The sequence below is a fragment of the Flavobacterium sp. WV_118_3 genome (genome assembly GCF_039778605.1).
Lineage (GTDB): Bacteria > Bacteroidota > Bacteroidia > Flavobacteriales > Flavobacteriaceae > Flavobacterium.
Genome location: NZ_CP156060.1, coordinates 2,923,010 through 2,941,016 on the forward strand (window position 1 = coordinate 2,923,010; position 18,007 = coordinate 2,941,016).

Annotated in this window: 15 protein-coding genes and 1 tRNA gene; 9 read left to right on the forward strand and 7 right to left on the reverse strand. The window is 39.2% G+C overall.

Annotation, left to right across the window (positions count from 1 at the left end):
* The first annotated feature begins 3 nt into the window (after positions 1–3).
* From ABFU83_RS13655 to ABFU83_RS13670, 4 genes are all read left to right on the forward strand, one after another.
* A complete protein-coding gene (locus ABFU83_RS13655; RefSeq protein WP_347066725.1) occupies positions 4–753 on the forward strand; it encodes a hypothetical protein in 750 nt (249 codons plus the stop codon).
* Positions 754–901: 148 nt separating this feature from the next.
* Positions 902–1,420 (forward strand): hypothetical protein, encoded by a 519-nt coding sequence (locus ABFU83_RS13660; RefSeq protein WP_347066727.1) that lies wholly within the window; start codon positions 902–904, stop codon positions 1,418–1,420.
* A gap of 91 nt (positions 1,421–1,511) precedes the next feature.
* Positions 1,512–1,835, forward strand: a complete 324-nt coding sequence (locus tag ABFU83_RS13665) for a hypothetical protein (protein WP_347066729.1) — start codon at positions 1,512–1,514, stop codon at positions 1,833–1,835.
* A 109-nt stretch (positions 1,836–1,944) separates the two neighbouring features.
* Positions 1,945–2,550 carry a hypothetical protein gene (locus ABFU83_RS13670; protein WP_347066730.1) on the forward strand — a complete coding sequence of 202 codons (606 nt, stop codon included), beginning with the start codon at positions 1,945–1,947 and terminating at the stop codon, positions 2,548–2,550.
* Between the two features lie 239 nt (positions 2,551–2,789).
* Here the strand turns inward: ABFU83_RS13670 and ABFU83_RS13675 are convergent.
* The 4 genes from ABFU83_RS13675 to ABFU83_RS13690 all read right to left on the reverse strand — a co-directional run bounded on the left by ABFU83_RS13675 (position 2,790) and on the right by ABFU83_RS13690 (position 5,926).
* Positions 2,790–2,877 (reverse strand) — tRNA-Ser (locus ABFU83_RS13675).
* A 63-nt stretch (positions 2,878–2,940) separates the two neighbouring features.
* The gene (locus tag ABFU83_RS13680) at positions 2,941–3,969 is read right to left on the reverse strand and encodes an asparaginase (RefSeq protein WP_347066732.1); all 1,029 of its coding nucleotides are present in this window, start codon (positions 3,967–3,969) and stop codon (positions 2,941–2,943) included.
* Positions 3,962–5,095, reverse strand: coding sequence for a 1-acyl-sn-glycerol-3-phosphate acyltransferase (locus tag ABFU83_RS13685; RefSeq protein ID WP_136403908.1), 1,134 nt, complete (start codon positions 5,093–5,095; stop codon positions 3,962–3,964). The genes ABFU83_RS13680 and ABFU83_RS13685 overlap by 8 nt, the downstream gene beginning before the upstream one ends.
* A gap of 63 nt (positions 5,096–5,158) precedes the next feature.
* A complete protein-coding gene (locus ABFU83_RS13690; protein WP_347066735.1) occupies positions 5,159–5,926 on the reverse strand; it encodes a TatD family hydrolase in 768 nt (255 codons plus the stop codon).
* 66 nt (positions 5,927–5,992) lie between these two features.
* Between ABFU83_RS13690 and ABFU83_RS13695 the strand changes: the two genes are divergently transcribed.
* The 5 genes from ABFU83_RS13695 to ABFU83_RS13715 all read left to right on the forward strand — a co-directional run bounded on the left by ABFU83_RS13695 (position 5,993) and on the right by ABFU83_RS13715 (position 12,485).
* Positions 5,993–6,436 carry a retropepsin-like aspartic protease gene (locus ABFU83_RS13695; protein WP_347066737.1) on the forward strand — a complete coding sequence of 148 codons (444 nt, stop codon included), beginning with the start codon at positions 5,993–5,995 and terminating at the stop codon, positions 6,434–6,436.
* A 56-nt stretch (positions 6,437–6,492) separates the two neighbouring features.
* Complete coding sequence (locus ABFU83_RS13700) at positions 6,493–8,082, forward strand: T9SS type A sorting domain-containing protein (RefSeq protein WP_347066738.1); 1,590 nt, start codon at positions 6,493–6,495, stop codon at positions 8,080–8,082.
* Between the two features lie 102 nt (positions 8,083–8,184).
* Positions 8,185–9,528 carry a T9SS type A sorting domain-containing protein gene (locus ABFU83_RS13705; protein WP_347066739.1) on the forward strand — a complete coding sequence of 448 codons (1,344 nt, stop codon included), beginning with the start codon at positions 8,185–8,187 and terminating at the stop codon, positions 9,526–9,528.
* A gap of 279 nt (positions 9,529–9,807) precedes the next feature.
* Positions 9,808–11,301 carry a hypothetical protein gene (locus tag ABFU83_RS13710; RefSeq protein WP_347066741.1) on the forward strand — a complete coding sequence of 498 codons (1,494 nt, stop codon included), beginning with the start codon at positions 9,808–9,810 and terminating at the stop codon, positions 11,299–11,301.
* A 359-nt stretch (positions 11,302–11,660) separates the two neighbouring features.
* Complete coding sequence (locus ABFU83_RS13715; protein WP_347066743.1) at positions 11,661–12,485, forward strand: hypothetical protein; 825 nt, start codon at positions 11,661–11,663, stop codon at positions 12,483–12,485.
* A gap of 61 nt (positions 12,486–12,546) precedes the next feature.
* Here ABFU83_RS13715 and ABFU83_RS13720 read toward each other — a convergent pair whose 3' ends face one another.
* The 3 genes from ABFU83_RS13720 to ABFU83_RS13730 all read right to left on the reverse strand — a co-directional run bounded on the left by ABFU83_RS13720 (position 12,547) and on the right by ABFU83_RS13730 (position 17,971).
* Positions 12,547–13,764 carry a TCR/Tet family MFS transporter gene (locus tag ABFU83_RS13720; protein WP_347066744.1) on the reverse strand — a complete coding sequence of 406 codons (1,218 nt, stop codon included), beginning with the start codon at positions 13,762–13,764 and terminating at the stop codon, positions 12,547–12,549.
* A gap of 159 nt (positions 13,765–13,923) precedes the next feature.
* The gene (odhB, locus tag ABFU83_RS13725) at positions 13,924–15,144 is read right to left on the reverse strand and encodes a 2-oxoglutarate dehydrogenase complex dihydrolipoyllysine-residue succinyltransferase (RefSeq protein WP_347066745.1); all 1,221 of its coding nucleotides are present in this window, start codon (positions 15,142–15,144) and stop codon (positions 13,924–13,926) included.
* 55 nt (positions 15,145–15,199) lie between these two features.
* Positions 15,200–17,971, reverse strand: a complete 2,772-nt coding sequence (locus ABFU83_RS13730) for a 2-oxoglutarate dehydrogenase E1 component (protein ID WP_347066747.1) — start codon at positions 17,969–17,971, stop codon at positions 15,200–15,202.
* Between the last annotated feature and the right edge of the window lie 36 nt (positions 17,972–18,007).

Here is an 18,007-nt window from a genome sequence, read left to right on the forward strand (position 1 = left end):
TCCATGAGAGATCAAATACTACAATTGCTTAAAAGCGATTCGTATCAGGATTATATTAACGGAATCGATCTTTTCCTCGACAGCTACCGCGATAATTCGATCACCAGTGCTGATCTGGACCACGAAATCATCGAACGCACCTGTGCTGTTTTCCTGATCGAAAACTGGGCGGCATTCGAAGATTGGGACAGTACGCTCGAACGTTTTATGGACGTGTTGCCCGGTTATGGCGACTATCTGTCTCACGATGACATCGGACATCATTTGAGAGGACTAGCGATATTTATCGATGGGATTTACCAGGGCGAAATCGATCTTTCCGGTTTTTTATACGCCTCCGGAAACGTGTATATCAATGCGCAAACTGCGGCACAATCGCTTAAAGAATTTTTCCAACAACAAAATGATGAAGAATCTACCAAATTGTTCGAAGAAATCGAGACCTTTTTTGGTACTATTTCTTCCGGTCAATTCGGTGCGGCAGCAATTCTGACGGAATTACGCGATTGGTCGGTCGAAATGGCACAAGGTTTTTATGTCGTGATGTCGCGCACGGAATACAACCGTATCTGGATGCTGCGCAGTATCTACAAAGTGGTCGATTCACCGATCATCCAGGAACATATTTTCGATAAATTCCTTACTATTTTACGTCCGCTGCGCGCCAAATACGAAGAAAATGGCGAAACTGAAAAAATCGAGCCATTAGATGAATTGATCGAAAGCATCGTTTCGGCTAGCAAGGGCGACTAATTTCACCGAAAAATAAAAGTTGTTTAAAGAAATCCGAAAAGGATGCCTTATTAATTCCGTTCTTCAATCTGTTGAACGGAATTATTTTTTTAAAATTGTACTTGTAACAACCTGTCTTTTGAAATACTACAACAATAAAATCCTAAAAATGGAATATACTTCAATTTACGGCTATATTAAAATTGACCGGGATTATCACAAGTCGATCGATTTTATCAAAACTTTGGAAAAAGACAACACTTACCCGTTTATCAACACCAATATGTTTAGTTTTGGCGACTACGAAGTTCCGTATTATTATGAAAACATAATGCTGGGATTTGCGGCGACCTATAAATACTTCGGACTCGATACCTCCGACTGGAATGCTTTTATACTAAAAATGGAACATATCCTACGGAATATCGATTTTGAAAATGCCCAATTCCACATAGAAAGTTCACTCGGTTCTTATACGCTATTTTGGACCAACCGACTATCGTCCACTACAGAAAAAAATGAAGCCGGTTTTCTATCTGAATACAGGTTGATCAAAACTGAAGAATGGTATTTTGGCTTCGGAAAAAGAAGCCCGTTTATTGGCTATCCGGACGATGAAATTGCCGATCCCGATCAGGATTTACGAAATAACATTTCTGATTTTATATATCCGGTACCGAAGAAGTAAATTGTATAAAATCCGTGACATTTATATTTCTGAATGTCCTAATCCATTTTTAATCTTTTTCTATTTAAATTATCATTAAAATAAAGTCTTTATGAATTATGCAATACAAGTATTACAAGAAAAACAAGCCCAATTGGTAGCGCAATTACGGGAAGGTAATGCCAACAAAGCAGCCATTTTAAAGCAAAAGAAAGAGATTGATATCGCACTAAATTGGCTCGAGACGATCGACAAACAAAATCTGGGTCATGTATCGGATTACGAATGGGTCGAACTTCCTTTTATGAAAAATGGCTATTCGTCGTATAGAATTATGGATGATGGCGAAACCGACAACCGGGAGCATTGGATTGAATTTAAAACGCCTATTGAAGTTACCGCAACTGATTTTTTGGTACTCAAAAAACCGAAATAATACGATCGAAATTTAGAAATCGAGTTTTCCTATACTCCGGAACCATTCCGATTTTGTATATCCGGTACAGAAGTCGTAAATTTTATAAAATACGTTTTATTATTCCCAAATGAAATATAAAGTCCTTCGAAAAACAAAAAAATGGTACATCACTCCGAATACTATTTTCTATGGTGGATCGCTAATTTGTTTAACACCAACATTAATTTGTCTGGCCTTAGGTTTTAACGAAAGCTTATGGGCATTAATACCGATGTATGTCGCATTAATACTTCTTTTTGTATCAATGATCATCGGACTTTTTAAATTTAATAAATACAAAACTTTAAAAGGCGAATTGACATCCTCTTTGGAGTTCCTTCACGACGGTATACAAATAGATGACACCTTTTATGCGCTGGACAAAATAAAAAAAATAAGTCTGGAAAACATTTACGATTACAAAGGTCGCGTTGCTTTTTCGAGAGGCGATTTTGATGGAAAATACTCGAATGGTGTTGACAATTTATTACACTTATATTTGACTGATGGAACCATTATCCCTATTCATTTTCAACAAAATACAGAAGATCAAATCATCCAGGATAAAGAGCATTTTATACGCTACTGCAATGACGGGAAACTAGGATATCTGACGTTATTGAATCTTTTAAAAATTTCCGACTATGATCAAATTCAATATTTTAAAAAGGAATATCTGACCAAGTTTCAATAACTACAATTACACGAATATTTTGGAGATTATTTAATATAAAAAAGCCATTAACGTATCGTTTACCTCTCGTATTATTAACTTTTTAGTTCCAATAACCGCTTCGTAAACCGGTGGATTCTATAATTGCCGTTAACAGATAAACTACGTTATAATTTCATGTCTTTTTTACAATCCTAAAGGTTTTTTTGGATTATTTACAGCATAAAAAAAGTCCGTAAATCAATGATTACGGACTTTAGCAGAGAGGAAGGGATTCGAACCCTCGATACTCTTTTGGAGTATACACACTTTCCAGGCGTGCGCCTTCGACCACTCGGCCACCTCTCTAAATTTTCAGACTGCGAATTAACGACTTTTATTTTGTTTTTCAATGCTTTTCTGAAAAAATTTCTAGCTCATTTCACCGCGAATTGCCGTTTCGAATATGGTTTTAAAAACCGAAGGGGAAACCTGCTGTCCCAACAAGTACATCAGCTTGGCTATCGCGGCTTCCGTAGTGATATCCCGACCCGAAATAACGCCTATTTTTTTAAGCTCCAATCCGGTTTCATATTTGTCCATATTCACACTTCCGCCCGAACATTGGGTCACATTGACCACATGAAGTCCTTTTTCGATGGCTTTTTCCAGCGTCGCAATAAACCAGTCTTCCGTTGGTGCATTACCAGAACCGTAAGTTTCCAGTACAACTCCTTTAAGATTTGGAATATGCAAAACCGCCTGTAATACGCTTTCGTTAATCCCCGGAAACATTTTGATGATCACTACATGATCGTCGAAGTCCGTGTTGACTTTTAGTTTTTTAGTTCCGCTTTTATGGAACAGTAGTTCTTCGTTTACTTTTAAATGCACACCCGATTCGGCAATGGCCGGATAATTGGGCGATGCAAAAGCATTGAAATGTTCCGCGCTTATTTTGGTTGTCCGGTTCCCTCGGTATAATTTGTATTCGAAATACAAACATACTTCCGTGATCAACGGTTTGTTTTTATTTTTTAAGGTCGCAATTTGTATTGCTGTAATCAGGTTTTCTTTTGCATCGGTTCTTAAATCCCCTATTGGCAATTGCGAACCGGTAAACACCACCGGCTTACCTAAGTTTTCAAGCATAAAACTCAATGCCGAAGCCGAATACGACATCGTATCCGAACCGTGCAACACCACAAAGCCATCAAATTTATCGTAGTTTGTTTCAATTGCATTCGCCATAGCCACCCATTTTTGCGGGTTCATATTAGACGAATCGATCGGTTCTTTAAACGAAAACGTCGCAATATCGCAGTCTAACAGCTTTAATTCCGGGATGCGTAATAACAATTCGTCAAAATCAAAGGCTTTAAGCGCACCCGTTTCGGCATCTTTTACCATACCAATGGTACCGCCTGTATAGATTAACAGAATGTTCGGTCGGTTAGACATTTTCGTATTTCATTTTATTGATAACCGGATTGGCATACATCGCCAGGAAACCATCACGCAGTGTTTTTACTTCTGCACCTAATTTCATTTCCAATCTTCGTTCGAAAAGTTGCTTCTCTTTTTGTGTGTATTTATCCGAAAATTGATCCGTTTTATGTAGTAAATCGTAAGCAATAAAATTGGTTGGCCACAATCTGTAGGTCGACAGAATTGAATCGTCGATTACCTGTGCCAATGCCTGAATTTGTTTGTTGGAATTATCAAATTCGGCACCAATCTTATCCAATTCCGTATCCAATATGTCACCAACATGGATATGGATTCGCTTTTTCTGTCCGATAATGCCGCTAATCAGCGTTATAAAATCTTCGTTTTTTTCTTTTATATACACCTCATCGTTTGCTTCGGCCATTAATTGTGGCATTTTTAATGCATCCGTAGGGTCGTATTCATAGGAAATCGATACCGGTACTATTTTTAATTTCTTAAAAAAGGGAATTACGTCTTTTCCTTCACAGGCCATTGCCAACATTTTCAACACACCGGGATGTGTTGCATCATTTCCATCTTTTGTACGTCCTTCGCGCTGGGCAATCCATACCGAACGATTCTCCTTTGTCAACAAATGGTACATAAATTCCGACATCAGCTTGGAACTTTGCAGTAATTCTCTTGGCGATAATCCGCGTTGTACCAAAAAGTTACGGTTTAATTTGGAAAGGGATAATAAAAAGGACTTTTGTACCAGATTATCTCCAATTGCCGAGGCCGTCATAATCATTCCATGATCAAAAAGGCTGACATTCAATAAAGAAGTATCCAGAATGATATCCCTATGGTTCGAAATGAACAGATAAGCCGTATTCGGATCCAGTTTCTCGAAACCGGAAGTGGTTAAGCCATCGGAGCTTTTTTCCAACACTCTTTGTACCGACTGATAAATAAAATTTACCTGAAAGTCTCTGATAGAATGTGTCCTTTTTAATTGCTCCATCCATACCGCTTCATCTACATCGGGAAACGTAAAGCTCATCAAAGCCTTCATCATCGGATGATGCATGATGCTTTGCAGTGCTTCATTTACTTCAGAATCATAAAACTGGCGTATATGATCAAATTTTGACATTAGTTATAAATTTAACAATCCACAAATGAACGAAAATTTTATTAATTGAAGGGAAATTCTTTGTTAAATCCCAAAAATTGCTTTGGAGTTCTCCGTAGTGATTCGGGCGATTTCGGCAACCGGAAGTTGATAGAGTTCCGCCAGTTTTTCGGCCACTAATCGGGTATAACCACTTTCGTTTCGCTTTCCGCGATAGGGAACCGGTGCCAGATAGGGCGAATCGGTTTCCAATACCAGATGTTTTAGGTCAATTTGGTTTAAAAATTGATCAATTTTACCGTTTTTAAAGGTTACAACACCGCCGATTCCTAATTTCATATTATAAGAAATAGCCTGTAAAGCCTGTTCGTAGGTTCCGCTAAAACAATGGAAAATACCGAATAATTCGTCTGATTTTTCCAGTTCGAGTACTTCAAAAATTTCATCGAATGCTTCCCGACAATGAATGTTAATGGGCAATTTGTATTTTTTAGCCAGTTGAATCTGATAACGGAACGCTATTTTCTGAATCTCCAGTGTGGTTTTATCCCAATACAAATCGATCCCGATTTCACCAATGGCTTTAAATTCCCGTTGCGCCAATGCCGCTTCTACATGCGCCAGTTCTTCTTTGTAATTTTCCTTTACATAGCATGGATGCAAACCCATCATGAGGTATATATGTCCCGGATAGGCTTTTTCCAAGGCATACATTTTTTCCGTATACGTCGAATCGATCGACGGTACAAAAAAACGGGTCACACCTGCTGCAATGGCTCTTGCAATCATTTCATCCCGATCCTGATCAAATTCTTCCGAATATAAATGCGTATGGGTATCTGTTAAAGTCATCCTAATCTTGTCTTTTTAAAGTTGCAAAGGTACAAAGTTGTTCGTTTTTTAAGCTACATTTGATTTATGGAAAATTTACAGGACGTTTTAAAAGACAACGGCTATACCAAAATCCCTTTTAAAGTATCGAAAACACAACATTTACTGATCAAAGCCAAGATCAACGGGGTTTCCGGTGATTTTATTTTAGATACCGGCGCTTCCAACAGTTGTATCGGTTTTGAAAGCATTGGTCATTTTTTACTATCCGCGGAAGATTCTCCAACAAAAGCTTCCGGTGCCGGCGCTACCGGTATGCACACACAAATGGCTTCAGGTAATTTGTTACAACTTTCGCGATGGAAAACGGATGATTTTTCAGTGGTCATTTTTGATATGAGTCATGTGAATCTTGCACTTCAACAGTACAAAGCGAAACCGGTTCACGGGATAATTGGTGCAGATATCCTATTAAAAGGCAAAGGAATTATCGATTATTACAATCATTATCTTTATCTCAAGAAAAAATAATCGCTATTCGCAATTTTTTAGTAGTTTTAGAGTCAAATTAGCAACTATTTGACCTTATGAAGAAAAACTACTTATTTTCCTTACTCGTATCACTTGTAATGACTGTCGTTATGGGGCAAGTTTGTCCCGTACCGGGTAACGTCGCGGTGACCAATATCACCTCGAATTCTGCCGTGATCAGCTGGACAGGTTCCGCCACAACACAATGGGAAGTCTATATCACTCCCGCCGGAACGGCAGCTCCAAACAGTACTACAACCGGAATTGTTGTAACCAGCAACCCTTTTGTGGTGACCAATCTTATCGGATGTACCACTTACAATGCATATGTAAAAGCTATTTGTACTCCAACAGAAAGCAGCAATTGGACGGCGGCAATGCCTTTTTCAACCAATTTAGGGGTTAATTCTGATATTCCGGATTTGGAAGTTTGCGATGCCAATATGGACGGTATTGCCACATTTGACTTAACTTCGAATAATTACGCCATTTTATTCGGCCTTAATCCTTCTGAATATACCGTAACTTTTTTTGAAACAATATCCCACGCGTATACCAATGCATATGCTTTGGCTTCGCCGACAAACTATGTAAATATCAATCCACAGCAAATGCAAATTTATGTTCGGGTAGAAAACAACACTTCAGGATGTTTTGCGATTGGCAGTTTCTACATCAGAACAACAAATTCACCAAGTGTTTATTTACCGGCAAATGGTCAAATCTGCTATGATCAAATAAACAGTACCGCCACCCCTTATAGCATTAACACTAATTTACCAGCCAATGGATATTTATTCCAATGGCATAAAGACTCGGTAATCATTGCCGGAGCAACCGGGAACTCCTTTTCGGCAACAACCGAAGGAACCTATACTGTTTCCGTAGAAAACAGTGCTACAGGATGTACCGCTACGGCTACAATTTTACTGACTTATTCCAATGCTGTAAACGCTACTGCTTCTATAGATGATCAAACTATTACAATCAATGCTGCCGGACCTGGAAATTACCAGTATCAGATCGACAATGAACCGGCACAATCGAGCAATATTTTTGAAAATGTAACCTTAGGAACCCACACTATTGCTGTGATCCCTGTTAATTCCAGTTGTTCCCCTATGTACCTAACCGTACAGGTGACGACACCTTCGGCACCACGTGGACAATCGACACAAACATTTACACAAGGACAAACCTTAGCCAATCTGGTTGTTAACGGACAAAACATTCATTGGTATGCCACTCCTTCGGCTCCCGGTTTAACAACAACGACTCAAACACCGTTACCCTTGACTACCGTTTTAACGCACAATACTACCTATTATGCTTCGCAAACCATTAATGGTATTGAAAGTCCGGATCGTTTGGCTGTGACGGTTCAGTTAACAGCATTGGGTAACGAAGATTTTAACTTTAAGAAATTAGCCTACTATCCGAATCCGGTTACCACTAGTCTAACCATTTCGAATCCGGAGGCTTTTACCGGAATAACGATTTCGAATTTGTTAGGTCAGATTGTTTTCGATCGTACCGTAAATACCACTTTACACGAAATTGATTTTTCGAATCTTTCCAAAGGAATTTATCTGGTTCGGATCACCGTCAACAATCAAATCAAGACCTTTAAAATCGTAAAAGAATAAGTCGAAAGCCTCCCAATACGGAGGCTTTTTTTAGAAATCCTTTGTGTATTTTGTACGATTTTTAATAGCTTTGAAAAACCAGCCTACTGAAAACCAATACCTATGAAGAAAAACTACTCCTTAACCCTATTGCTTTTTATATTGATCAACAATTTTGCGGCGGGGCAAAATTGTCCGGCACCTTCGATTGTACTTCCCGCTGCCTCCACATCCTATTCGATATCACTTTTATCAATGTCTGCCGGAAGTGAAACACAGTGGGAAATTATTATACTTCCTAACGGAAGTCCCGCGCCTACGGCTTCTTCTACAGGTACCATTACCAATTCCAATCCCTATACCGTTACCAACCTTGAACAATGTACATCCTACGATTTTTATGTACGGGCAAAATGTTCTGAATCGGAAAATAGTAGCTGGACACCAAGGCTTGATGTTTACACTTCTATACCACTTGTACTCCCTATACCGGATTTATCGGTTTGCGATACCGATAATGACGGATATGCAACATTCGACCTTACGGCTCATAGTAATCTTATTTTAACTGGTTTGGATACTTCCTTTTATTCTGTCGCCTATTATAAGAATTCCAATGTAATCGGTAGTGAAGCGAACCTGATACCCAATCCGGAAAGTTATATCAATACGACCCCGTTTCAAACGTCTATTATTGTTAAAGTGTATAGCACTATTGAACGCTGTGTTCACTACGCCTTGTTAAATGTCATCGCGCTTCCAACGCCGGAAGTCGAACTACATGACGCTACGCTCTGTTTTGATCCGAGTACACAATCCAGTGTACCTCATATTTTTGATAGTCAATTATCCGATACGGACTACGATTTTGAGTGGTCGTTGGGAAATAATCCGATCGATGGCGCCAACGGAAATACCTATAGCACCACTACTCCTGGCGTATATAGCGTAACAGTCACTAATAGCACCACCGGTTGCCAGTCGACAGCAACAGCGACATTACTTCCATCTTCCACACTGACAGCAACTGCAACGACAAACAACCAAACGGTAACGATCACTGTGGACAATCCGGGTAGTTTCCAATACCAACTGGACAATGGCCCCGCACAAAGCAGTCCCATTTTTCAAAACGTAGCCGTTGGCAATCATACGATAACGATTATTCCGATACAATCCGCGTGTCCGCCGTTTTCGATTAGCACAACGGTAACGTTAAGTGATGTCGATTTTACTTTTGAAAAGTTACGCTTTTCCCCAAACCCGGTAACCAATAGCCTGACCATTTCGAATCCGGAGGCTTTTACCGGAATAACGATTTCGAATTTGTTAGGTCAGATTGTTTTCGACCGCAACGTAAATACCACTTTACACGAAATTGATTTTTCGAATCTTTCCAAAGGAATTTACCTCGTTCGGATCACCGTCAACAATCAAAACAAGACCTTTAAAGTTATAAAAGAATAAAACACAGGCCTCCCGACAACGGAGGCTTTATGTTTATTCTATATTGAATTTCGGCACTAAATATATCTTGATCTATCTTTTACGTATTAAACTCCGACATCCACTTTGGGTTATCGTTTAAACTATCTAATCCATGCTTTTTTAACAAACTTATAATCATACTTTTTTTCTTACATTTTTTTAAACGTTACATTTTTTGTGCTATTTTTCCAGTCGGAAAATGTACGGATTCATCTCGTCTGTTTTATAATTCTTGCCAACCTGAAAAAACAATATTGTATGAAAAACGAATACCTGAATTCTGAGGAAGCACAACAAATAATTGTGGCACTTTCTGAAAAAATAGCCCCATTATTGGTTGAAGGCCGTACCTATCATTTTGAAGCTCTTAAAACGGCATACGGAAGTTCCCGCGGGCGCATTTATTTTTACGAAAATGGAATTCGCCACAGCTCTTATTATTCAGAAAAATACACTCCGGAAGAAATTATAGCACATATTATCCCAATTGATGCCTGTAATCTTTTTAAACTTTCTGATTTTTTCCCTGAACATTCCAAAATAAAATACACTTTTAAAAAAGGAGAACTGATTAACGCAGAAAAATACACGATCCCAATGTTGCTTGAAAGTATAAAAGAGAATACTATAAGTACTTTACGGAAATTGTCGGATTGCGATGACCTGGCTTCCTCCTATAAAGCAGAAGCATTGTTTCATTTTAAAAAAGAAGCTGATGAAATAGGAATGTTTACTGATGTAACTTATTATTATGATGATCAAATAAGTTCATTTGATCATTTTGGACAGAAAGAAGACATTCTTTCTATTTACCATCAATTAGAGGAAAAAATAGAGCGTCTTTATTTTATCTATGAAAATGATACTATAAAAGCAAAAACCGATCCGGCATTTGAAACGTATGGATTAGAGCTTTTAACGGTAGCTCAAATTGAATTAGATCCGGACTATAAAAAACGAAAAGAGGCTTCGGAAGAATGCAAAAAACAAAGACATGCCTTTTTTAATTCTTTAGGAAAATTAGAGGACCGTATTATTTATTTAAGAGTAGATGACAGTAATCATTCATGGCCGGGATCCAGTTCCACTCACAATTCCTGCACAATGAGGGTTATCTATGCACCGGAATCTACTATTTTAATTACGGATGGGCTTTCCGATATTTATAGCAATCCTGATGAAGATGGAGATCTTGAATATAACGGGATTGGCGCAGAATTATATATGGAATTTCACGGTGCTATTCCGTATGAAGTAATTCACGAACATTTTGCCGTAGCCCTTATAAACAGAACTTCTCAAATGGCAATTGGCCAGGGTAATTTTAAACCGTTAATGGAAGATCACGGAGAAGCGCCTATACAATTTAGCGAAAAAAGTGTTGAGCTTTGGGTCAATAAAGAAAACAATGCCAATCAGGATTTATCAAGCTTTTTGACTCCAAAAGATTTTATAGAGGAGGATGGTTTTGTGGTTTTACTAGGCGTAGCTTCTCAAACCGTTCCGCAAAAATTACAACTGAATTTAGAAGAAATTTTATTGGTGAGCATCAAGCCTGTTTCGAAGAAATGGCAAACCGCAACCCACTTAAGAAATCCCGACAGAGAAGCAGCTAAAGAATCCATACAAAGTATTGTTAAAGAGTTTAAAGATAAGGGAGAGTGGAATTTAGTACCGTTGACGTATCAGGATGAATATCGTAAAAATGATGCCGATCTTTCAATGACGCTGACTCCTATTTTTCCATTCTAAACTATTTTTCGATATACCATCGTTTACTACGAATAAGAAATCAATAAAGCAAATCATTTAAAAACGGAACTCAAAAGGTTCCGTTTTTTGTTGTTATATCCTCAAACTGCCATCCTGTTACCTTGTTTGATTCTCCTTTCATTTCAATCTTTTTCCATTTTTCAATCTTATTATGAAAATTATTTCACACACAAAAGACAAAATAAAACATCAGCCAAATTAGTTAAATTTATTTATATTTACATGTATTTTGTTAAAACAACCACCAATTACCTAACAAAATAGCTCAAACTAATTTATTTTATTTAATGACACTAAACCCAAAATAAATTAAAATCTAACCCATTAACTAACTAAAAATGAAACTGATTATTGAGCAACTCAAAAAAGGAATTCAAACCCATCCTTCCGTTCTTAACAGTACTTTATCTAGTGTCAAATCATGGAAACGAGCCCAGTACATCATCCTTTCGGAGCTTATAGCCGACAGCCTATCGCGGTCGGAATACCTTCAGGGAAACCGGAAAAACGAACTGGGAACCACTATTTCAAGTACTACCTTACATCGTATTTTTACGAATGATTACGAAACCAAAGAAAACTCCGATTTGCGTTTCCTGAAAACATTGGACAAACTGGCTATTTTTATCGGTTATGCTTCCCTAAACAATTTTATCGCGAACCATAAGGAAAGAACACATCTCATTTCGTTATTCGATAGTACCGACGAACATACTGCCTATTTTGAACATCTTATCCACCAATTTTGTGAAGATGAATTTCAATGTCTGTTAAAACTTCCTGAAGTAAACCTCAGTCGTTTATCGGATTTTATTTTTGAAGACGGTCCACTAACGCAACGTATCACAGGACTATTGGAAAAATATGCTAAATTAAACCTCTTTTTAAACACCGATAACAATCGGTCGAAATTCGAAATCTATGATTTCCGGATTACGCGTATTGACGATACACTGACTGTAATTTCAACCAAAGAACGCTGGAATCTGGAATGGCGCGACGCAACCGGCACGATTAGCAATACCTATAACAAAGTAGATCTACAGACGTATTTTATCAAGAAACAACATAACACCTGGAAAATCTGGGACAATTACAATCCCGATTATCACAATCTCAGTCTGGAAGCTTCACTTAATATGCTTCAGAAAATTGAGGCCTGAAAAACAAAAAACCTGTCAGAACACATCCCGACAGGTTTTTTTTATTGTAAACAAATACTATCTATAATTTTCCTTTCCGGAATACCGAATAGGATATTATGGTACTGATCAACATCAAAGTTCCTCCCAACAAAAAGGGCGCACCCGGAAATTGGAACGGCGCTTGGTCGTGGGTAAAAAAGTAAAACGTATTGGTCATTAATGGCGGCCCGATAATGGACGTTACACTCATCAAACTCGTTAAAGTTCCTTGTAATTCACCTTGCTCCGTTGGTGGCACATGACTGGTTATAACCGATTGCAATGCAGGTCCGGCGATACCTCCCAGACAGTACGGTACCAGGAACATCAACATCATCCAGCCTTCATAGGCAAAGGCAAACAGGAACATTCCGATGGTATACAAAAACATCCCCATATAAATACTTTTCTCATTTCCAAGTTTTGGATTGATCCACCGGATTAAACCTCCCTGAACCAAACCAACCAGTAATCCAATGGCTCCTAATGAAATTCCGACCATTTTTTCGTCCCAATGGAAACGGTACATCGTAAAGAAACTCCAGTTACTGTGAACAGCGTGTGCCGCAATGTACAATATCGCCATGGACACCACCAACCCAATTAAAGACGGGTATTTTTTCAGGTTTAACAACGATCCTACCGGGTTTGCTCTTTTCCAGTCGAAAGGACGTCGGTTTTCTTTGGTCAGCGACTCCGGAAGAACAAATAATCCATACAGGAAGTTGATTGCACACAAAACGGCAGCTGCATAAAACGGAACCCGCGCGCCATATTGCCCCAATACACCACCAATTACCGGTCCGATAATAAATCCGAGGCCAAAAGCCGCTCCGATCATTCCGAAGTTTTTTGCCCGGTCTTCAGTGGTACTGATATCGGCAATATAAGCTGAGGCTGTGGTAATACTCGCTCCGGTGATACCGGCCAGAATCCGCCCTATAAACAACCAGGTGATAGTCGGCGCAAACGACAACAGCAAATAATCCAGTGCAAATCCCAAAAGGGAAACCAATATAATGGGTCTTCGTCCATATTTATCGCTTAGGTTTCCGATTACCGGGGCGAAAATAAATTGGGTAAAGGCATAGGCAAATGTCAACCATCCGCCATATTTGGATGCCACACTAACGTCGCCTTGTATCAACTCTTCGATCAGTTTTGGGATCACCGGAATGATAATCCCCCAACCGGTAATATCGATGAGCATGGTTATAAATATAAAACCAATCGCTGCCGATTTTCGTTTCTGTTTCATTTATTTTTTCTTACTTAATCTGTCACAAAAATATTGTTTTTTGCTTTTGTTCGTATTTTTTCTTTTAAAGGTTATTTAATCTTTTTTAAATCGGTTCGGTTACAGGCATAAAAAAACCACGCAAAATGCGTGGTTTTTTATCGTATCGGAAAATCTTATTTATAGCTCTAAAGCTTTTTTAGGATTGTTATCCATTAAGATTTCTACCGGGTTTTCCAACGCTTCTTTTACAGCCACTAAGAATCCAACAGATTCACGGCCATCAATAATTCTGTGATCATATGACAAGGCTACAAACATCACTGGAGCAATAACGATCTGTCCGTTTTTAACTACCGCGCGTTCTACCACATTGTGCATTCCTAAAATACCGGATTGTGGCGGGTTGATGATTGGTGTTGACAACATACTTCCAAATACACCTCCATTTGAAATCGTAAATGTACCACCTGTCATTTCATCCACCGTGATTTGTCCGTCACGGGCACGAATCGCCAAACGTTTGATTTCTGCTTCCACACCTCTGAAAGTTAACAATTCTGCACTACGTACAACCGGTACCATTAATCCTTTCGGACCAGAAACCGCTACGGAAATATCACAGAAATCGTATGAAATTTTCTCTTGTCCGTCGATCATAGAGTTTACATCCGGATATAGTTGTAACGCTCTTGTAACCGCTTTTGTAAAGAAAGACATGAATCCTAATCCCAATCCGTGTTTTGCTTTGAAAGCTTCTTTATATTCTTCGCGTAAAGCATAGATCGCACTCATATCCACTTCGTTGAACGTCGTCAACATGGCTGTTTCGTTTTTAGCAGAAACCAATCTTTCCGCTACTTTACGACGCAACATGGATAATTTTGTTCTTTCCGATCCTCTGCTTCCACCTGTAGGCGTACCCATAGATGGAACTGCATTTACCGCATCATCTTTTGTAATTCTTCCACCTTTACCTGTACCAACGATTTCTGCAGGCTGAATGTTTTTCTCATCAAGAATTTTTCGTGCTGCCGGAGATGGTGTTCCCGTAGCATATGTAGTAGCTGCCGGTGCCGGAGCTGCTTTTGGAGCTTCAGCCTTAGGAGCTTCAACGGCTTTTTCTTCTTTTGCAGGTGCTGCTGCGCCACCTTCCGGTTTTGCGGCTCCTGTATCGATTAAACAAACTACCTGACCTACTGCAACGGCATCACCTTCTTCCGCTTTAAGGGTAATAATACCACTCGCTTCCGCTGGTAACTCCAGGGTTGCCTTATCGGAATCAACCTCTGCAATAGCCTGATCTTTTTCTACATAATCTCCGTCTTTTACCAACCACGTTGCGATTTCAACTTCTGTGATCGATTCCCCCGGTGAAGGGACTTTCATTTCTAAAATCATCGGTATATAATTTTATAAGGTGTTGTTATTTTTATCTGAATTTCAAATGTACAATTTAATTGAATAAATTTTTGTCAAAAACCATCGCAATTGCATTGGCATGACGTTTTTTGGAACGGGTATAACTTCCTGCTGCCGGCGCACTGTAAGCTTTTGGCGATGCTAAACGGAATTTCACTTCGTTAAAATTCATTAGCATATAGCCGTAAGCTCCCATGTTTTTCGGTTCTTCCTGTGCCCAAACGAAATCGTCGGCATTCGGATATTTCGCCAATACTTCTTTTAATTGTTCAACCGGTAACGGGAATAATTGTTCGATTCGTACCAAAGCCACATCGTTTCTTCCTTTTTCTTCTCTTTCGGCCAATAGGTCGTAATAGAATTTACCCGTACAGAAAACAACCGATTTTACATCGTTCGGGTTTACCGTTACGTCGTCGATCACTTCCTGGAAGTTTCCGGTTGCAAATTCCTCAATGGAAGAAACCGCTAACGGATGACGTAACAAACTCTTCGGTGTGAATACAATCAATGGTTTACGGAACTTGGTTACCATTTGTCTACGCAACAAGTGGAAGAAATTCGCCGGAGTGGTACAATCCGCTACATACATATTGTGTTTGGCACACAACTGCAAATAACGCTCCATACGGGCCGAAGAGTGTTCTGCACCCTGGTTTTCGTATCCGTGCGGTAACAACATTACCAATCCGTTTTGGTTGTTCCATTTATCTTCTGCAGCCGAAATATACTGATCGATCATGATTTGCGCTCCGTTCGAGAAATCTCCGAACTGTGCTTCCCAGATTGTTAAGGTATTCGGGCTAGCCAAAGCATATCCGTAATCAAAACCTACAACTCCGTATTCCGATAATAACGAGTTATAGATATAGAATTTTCCTTTTTGATCTTTTAACTGGTTTAACAATACCACTTCTTCTTCTGAATCTTCCACTTTTACAACTGCATGACGGTGTGAGAAGGTTCCGCGTTCTACGTCCTGACCAGAGATACGCACATCGTATCCTTCGGTTAACAGGGAACCATAAGCTAACATTTCGCCCATTGCCCAGTCTAACTTGTCCGTTTCGAAGAACATGGTTTTTCTGTCGTTAATCAGTTTCTGAATTTTGCTGATAAATTTCTTATCAGACGGTAATTCGGTTACAACTTTAGCAATATCAGTTAAGACTGCTTTGTCTACTTTCGTATCGAATTTCTGTAACATTCCTTCATCACTCACCTGCTCAAATCCTTTCCATTCATCCTGCATAAACGGTGTGATGATCGTTAAATCTTTTTTACGGGAAGCTTCCAGATTTTCTTCCAATCCCGCTTTATATTCGGCTTCCAATGCTCCAACATAGTTACTGTCGATTACATTTTCTGCTTTTAATTTCTCTGCATAAATATCTCTTGCATTTTTATGTTTTGAGATGATTTTATAAAGTTGCGGCTGTGTAAAACGAGGCTCATCACCTTCGTTATGGCCATATTTTCTATATCCTAAAAGATCGATAAATACATCGGATCCAAATTCCATACGGTAATCCAAGGCGAACAACATCGCGTGCACTACTGCTTCTGCATCATCTGCATTTACGTGTAGTACCGGCGACAAGGTTACTTTGGCAATATCGGTACAGTACGTAGACGAACGCGCGTCTAAATAATTCGTTGTAAATCCAACCTGATTATTGATCACTAAGTGAATCGTTCCGTTGGTTTTATAACCGTCCAGTTTTGCCATCTGAACGATTTCGTATACAATTCCCTGTCCGGCTACTGCGGCATCACCATGAACGGCGATTGGCAATACTTTTGTCGTATCGTTCGGGAAATAACGATCTTGTTTGGCTCTGGCGATCCCTTCGATTACCGCTCCAACTGTTTCCAGGTGCGACGGGTTTGGCGCCAGGTTAATATTGATATTTTTTCCGGTTTGTGTGGTACGGTTTGCTGTTAATCCCAAGTGGTATTTTACGTCTCCATCGAACAAGGCATCATCGTCATAATCTTTTCCGTCAAATTCCGAGAAAATATCCTGAGTTGCTTTTCCGAAAACATTGGCCAGTACATTCAAACGACCTCTGTGTGCCATTCCCATTACAAACTGCTCCACTCCTTTTTCAGCTGCCGTCTCGATCAAAGCATCCAATGCCGGAATCGCCGACTCACATCCTTCCAATGAGAAACGTTTTTGTCCAACGTATTTCGTATGAAGGAAGTTTTCGAAAGAAACCGCTTCGTTTAATTTTTTAAGGATTCGTTTTTTCTGATCCGCATTAAAACTGGGGTGATTGTCGTTAATGTCCAGTCTTTTCTGAATCCATTCAATCACTTCCGGGTCACGGATATACATATATTCTACTCCGATAGACTCGCAGTATACTTTATTCAGGTGGTTTAAAATTTCCTGAAGCGTACATGGGTTAAGGTTTACTACCCGCGCTGCATCGAAAACAGTGTTTAGATCGGCTGTGGTTAATCCGAAATTTTCAATTGCCAATGATGGCGTAAAAATTCGTCTGTCGCGAACCGGGTTTGTTTTGGTAAACAAATGACCACGGGTACGATAACCATCAATCAATTTTAAAACGTTAAATTCTTTTTGTAATTTGTCCGAAACAATAGAACAATCGGCTTGTCCATTTGCTACTGCTGCCAGTTGCTCAACCGGACCTTCGCTATATTCGCTCGCAAAATCGAACCCCTGGAAGAAACTCCTCCAACTTGGTTCAACGCTATCTGGATTTTGTAAATATTGATCGTATAAATCTGCAAAAAATGCAGTGTGTGCCGCGTTTAAAAAGGAAAACCTATCCATAACTTTGTCTAAAGACCTTTTTTGTTAGAAAATTTT